Genomic DNA, 5,001 nt, shown 5'->3' on the forward strand with positions numbered 1-5,001 from the left:
AACGTCGACCGATAAAGCAAAATCTGCAGTTGAAACAGCTAAAGCAGATAAAGGTACTACCACAGCAGAAAGTACCAGCACTTTGACAACAGCTACCGGTAAGTCTGCTAATGTTGCTGGTAAAGATCTGACAGCTACAACAATGGATGATCAAGTTTCCAAACCAAAAGTAAACACTCCTAATGAAAAGCAGAATACGCAAAGTTTAGTACCGAGTGCGACGGTAGATCCAGATGGTAGCAAAACAAATGCTTTAAGTGTTAAGCCAGAAGAAACACCAACATCACCACAATGGCAAGCCGATGCCTCAAAAGCAGTAGCAAATAAAAGTGGTTTATATACTCCGCAAATGAGTTATAACCGTAAATATTATACGATGTCAGTCGATCCAGATATGCTAACACCAGAGGTCATGAAGGGAAATGTTATTCCCTTTACAGCAACTATGCATCGAAGCGCAGGAACGATGGTCATGTCATCTGATTATAAGTTACGGCTCCAATTAGATGCTCGCTTAGCTGATAAAGTTTCTTCAGTATCACTTAGTCCAGCAAGTGATGAAAATAAGTTTGTTTATTTTACTCGAGTTCCTGGCAGTGGTGGTCAGCCTACAAATATCTGGGAAGCCAATGTCGTGTATGCCCAAGGTGGTCTTTATGGTGGGACCCCAATGGATTCAGGTCATCCTGTGCTAGCCAAAAATGGGCGTATCACCTTAAAAGACACGCTTGAAAATCTTTATCCTAAATTGCCAGATATTGCGACTGAACCACTTGGCTACAACGGATACGTTTATGACGCTTCAAGTCGAACTGCATTAATGGCAACTAATAATGAAGGTTATGTAGTTGGCCCTAATGATCCTTTAGTCAAAGTTCCAGTCACAAGTGATTCGGATAGTAAATTTATCGGGGCTCATTCAAACGTTAATTATGATCCAACAGTCGGGAAAAATGGTGCTTTGGTTGTCTATTATCAAGCGCAAAAGAGTGAAATGTGGGCGTATCAAAATCAGTGGCAATTCCAATTGCATTATGCGATCGACCCTGCTTTATTACCCTATTTAGAAAAGAAGAATAATGCTTATACGGTCGAATTAGATAAAAGTGTTGCCGGTCTTGGTCTGGATGATGGTTCTTATGGATTTGAAGCGATCACAGATAATTTTCTCAATAATTTGTATAAACCGCTAACTTATAGATCAAAATTGATGAAAAAAGTCGCTGATCTACCTTTGAATTTAGATGGGACAGGTACTTTGAATCCTTCAAATCTTAAAGATTTTGTTGAATTCAATAATGGTCTTCTTGTTGGTGGACGACCAGTAATGGTTCGACTAGTCTACCGTTTGAATAAAAAATTAAATGACATCTATACTGAGATGCTCAAAAAGGGTATGACGGGTAATAATCTGTTATTTAGTCACTATTATTCAGATTCGACTGGGAAAATGCAAAAATATTCCTTAGCAACTAGTGTACTTAGTTTTAATGATTCAGATGGCGATACTTTACCGAATTTGAAAGAAGAATCGGATTCTACTGATCCGTACGTATCAATGCCTAATGTATCTAACACTTATGGTGCTGAGAAAAAAGTCCACGGGCAGTTAGTCTTTAGTAATGTTGAAAGAAATACTCAAGTTGTAAAAGTCGTTGATGATAGCGGAAATGTTTTGGGAAGAACTGAAGTCAGACCAGAAGCTTTTACGACGTTAGCTAAAGCAGTACCCTTTGAAGTGGCTTTGAATCAACAAACTTTGACAGCTGGTACGCAAGTGACTGTACAAGTTTCAAGTAAATTAAATCACAGTGAAGATACAGTCGAAAATGCAGTTCCACAAAGAACAGTTGTCCAAGTCAAAAAAGGTCCTAAAGCGGTGAAAGGCTTGACTTATCCACTAAATGCGGTCTTTTTAGAAGAACCCAAAACATTGATCGCTAATACGGCTGAGCTACCAGCTGATGCGACCTATACTTTAGTCAAAAAGCCAGATCTAAGTACAAATGGAACTAAAAATGCGGTCGTCAAAGTAAGTTTTCCAGATCAATACGATAAAAATTATGACCATGAGATCGAAGTCCAAGTACCAGTTAAGGTTGAAGGTGTCAATTTAAAAGATGGTGAATTCACACTTAAGCCATTAGCGATGCACGTCAATGAGGTAAATGATGATCTTAGACCGTTACCTGTTGAAGAATTAGAAAGTTGGCATGAAACAGATGGGACTAAGACTCTTAATGGTCAATCGGTAAGATCTTTAGTCAAGAGTGTAACTTGGAGTCAGAGTCCTTCGACAAAGAAAGCTGGTCAAGCTCGTGGAGTCGTAACAGTCACTACCAAAGGTGATAAAACGATGCTAGCAAATGTACCAGTAAACATTGTAGGTGCAACAGCTAGACCAGATCTGAAAACACCTTGGGGCACCGAGCTTTTAGCTAAAGATGCTGTAGCCAATACTACAGCTTTAGCACAATTTGATAAAGCCGATTCACCAGTAACATACAAATGGAAAGAACCATTAAATGTGACCCCGACAGCAACTGCTGATCATGTAATGCATAATGCAGTCGTAGTAACTTATGGTGATAAGACGACTCAAGAAGTTCCAGTTTCAGTGACAGTTGGTCCTTCACAAGCAAGTGAGTTCACGGTAGCCCCAGCAAAAGTCGAGGTCCATTATGGGCAAACGGTAGCTCCAGAGGCTAGTTTGACGCCAGAACAAAAAACGCATTTCAATGTAAGTCAAGTTACCCTAGAACAACCAGTAGTTACGACTAAATTAGGTCAAGTAAATGCTAACGGGCAAGTAGTCTTTAAAGATGGTTCGACAGCTTCAGTCGAAGTCCCAGTTGTAGTCGTAGGTGCAACAGCTAAAAATGATGTTACAACAGCTTGGAATGTTTTGCCGACTCCACAAACTTTAGTAAGTAATGTAGCTTCTTTAGCTAAATATACACCGACTTATACTTGGAACAAAAGACCAGATGTATCACCGACTAAAGAAGAATCACATGTAGTTTCAGGTGTTGTTGATGTAACTTACCCTGATAAAGTAGTTCAACATTTACCCGTAACTTTGACTGTGTTAGCTTCGCAAGCTGAGAGATTTGATAATGCAACTGATAAACAAGTATTACCAGTCGTAGTTGCTTATGGAGCTACAGATCTTGATGCGATGCATGCATTAGAGCCAGAAACAAAGACCAATTTTGGCGTGACACAAGCGACATTTACTACACCGGTAGACACAGCAACAGTTGGTACAAAAGAAGTTCCTGCTACCTTGACATTTGCTGACACGTCGACGACAACTTTACCAGTTCAAGTCGAAGTTTTAGGTGCTGATGTAGCTTCAAAGGTCGAGACAGCTTGGGGGAAACTTCCAACAGCTAAAGATATGGTAACGAATGCTGATGAATTGGAACAATTTGGTGCAAGTTATAGCTGGAAAAATGCCCCAGTCGTAACTCCAGGTGCAGGGGAGGATCATCAAGTAACCGGGACGCTTTTAGTTACCTATCATAACGGAGCAACGCAGACGCTTCCAGTCTCATTGACAGTCAAACCTTCAGAAGGTGAACGATTTGCAAATGATCAAGATGTGCATCTTAACGAGGTGAGCGTCAATTATGGAGCCAAAGTTCCTGCTGATAAAGCTGATAATGCTTTGACAACAGAGGAAAAAACTAATTCTAAAGTAACTGCTCTAGTATTTAAACAAGATGTCGATACTTTGACTGCTGGTGAAAAGTTATATCCAGTCCAGTTGAGTTTTAATGATGGTTCAAAACTAGATTCACAGGTCTTAGTTAAAGTTGTGGGAGCAGTAGCTAAGCAGGCACTGACAACGCCTTGGGGAAGAAATGTTGTAGCTAAAGATCTAGTAGCTAATACGTCTGAACTGGATCGATTTGGGACACAAGAACACCCAGTAGCATATCAGTGGGCGACAGATCCTGACGTGACTCCTGAACCAAAGCAAACACATACTGTCACTGGAACAGTTACGGTAACTTATGGGGATGGTGCAACACAACAGTTACCGGTAAGCTTTACAGTCGAACCTTCCGATGCAGAAAAAGCAACTAATGAGCTAAAAAATAGTAATGTAGCATTTACAGTAAACTATGGAGCTAAGGTTGATCCAACTCAGGCGTTAACAGCTTATTCAACTGAAACAAAAAATAAGACCAAATTAACAACAGCAAAATTTGCTGGGGCGGTCGAAACGACTGAATTGGGGATGAATGCTCATCCAGTTACGTTGACATTTGCGGATGGATCTACTTTAGCAGTCGAATTGCCAGTTAAAGTAGTTGGGGCACAAGTCGATCCAACACGCAAAACGGCTTGGGGAAAAGTACCAGATCCAAGTACCGTTGTAACTGATCTGACCGAATTAGCTAAATTTGATCCTAAATATACATGGAAAGTTCAACCAGTGACTACACCATTACCTGGTCAAGATCATCATGTTCAAGGAACACTGCAAGTTGAATTTGCTGATGGAGCGACTCAAACAGTACCTGTTGAATTGGATGTTGCTCCATCAATGGCTGAAGCTGCTAAAGATCTGCAAATGCAACTAGTAGTAGAAGATCTGAAGGCTTCGGTCCCAGCAACTGATGCATTAAAAGGTCTGACTGAGCAAGATAGACAAGTTTATTCAGTCACGCAAGCACTTTTTGATCATCCAGTTGAGACAAATGAAGTAGGCGTGAAAAGTTATGAAGCCACGTTGACGTTTGCGGATGGATCAACAGCTAAACTACCAGTACAGGTCAAAGTAGTTTCTCAAGCAGAGAATTTAGCTCCAGTTGCTAAGGAAGGATTAAAGGTTTCATTAGGCGAGACGCTAGCGCCAACTGATGTATTGACTCCAGCTGTAGTTTTACCAAAAGATACCCAACTAAGTTGGAAGACACCAGTGGATACAACAAAAGCCGGGCATCAAACTGGAGAGCTAGAAGTAACTTACCCAGACGGCTCAAAAGACGT

General features: G+C 40.7%; 1 protein-coding gene. It reads left to right on the top strand.

From position 1 onward, the window contains the following. On the top strand, positions 1-5,001 hold a 5,001-nt coding region (locus LMU01S_RS09440; protein ID WP_082783049.1), incomplete at both ends, for a Rib/alpha-like domain-containing protein.

This window comes from Ligilactobacillus murinus DSM 20452 = NBRC 14221 (genome assembly GCF_001591685.1).
GTDB classification, from domain to species: domain Bacteria; phylum Bacillota; class Bacilli; order Lactobacillales; family Lactobacillaceae; genus Ligilactobacillus; species Ligilactobacillus murinus.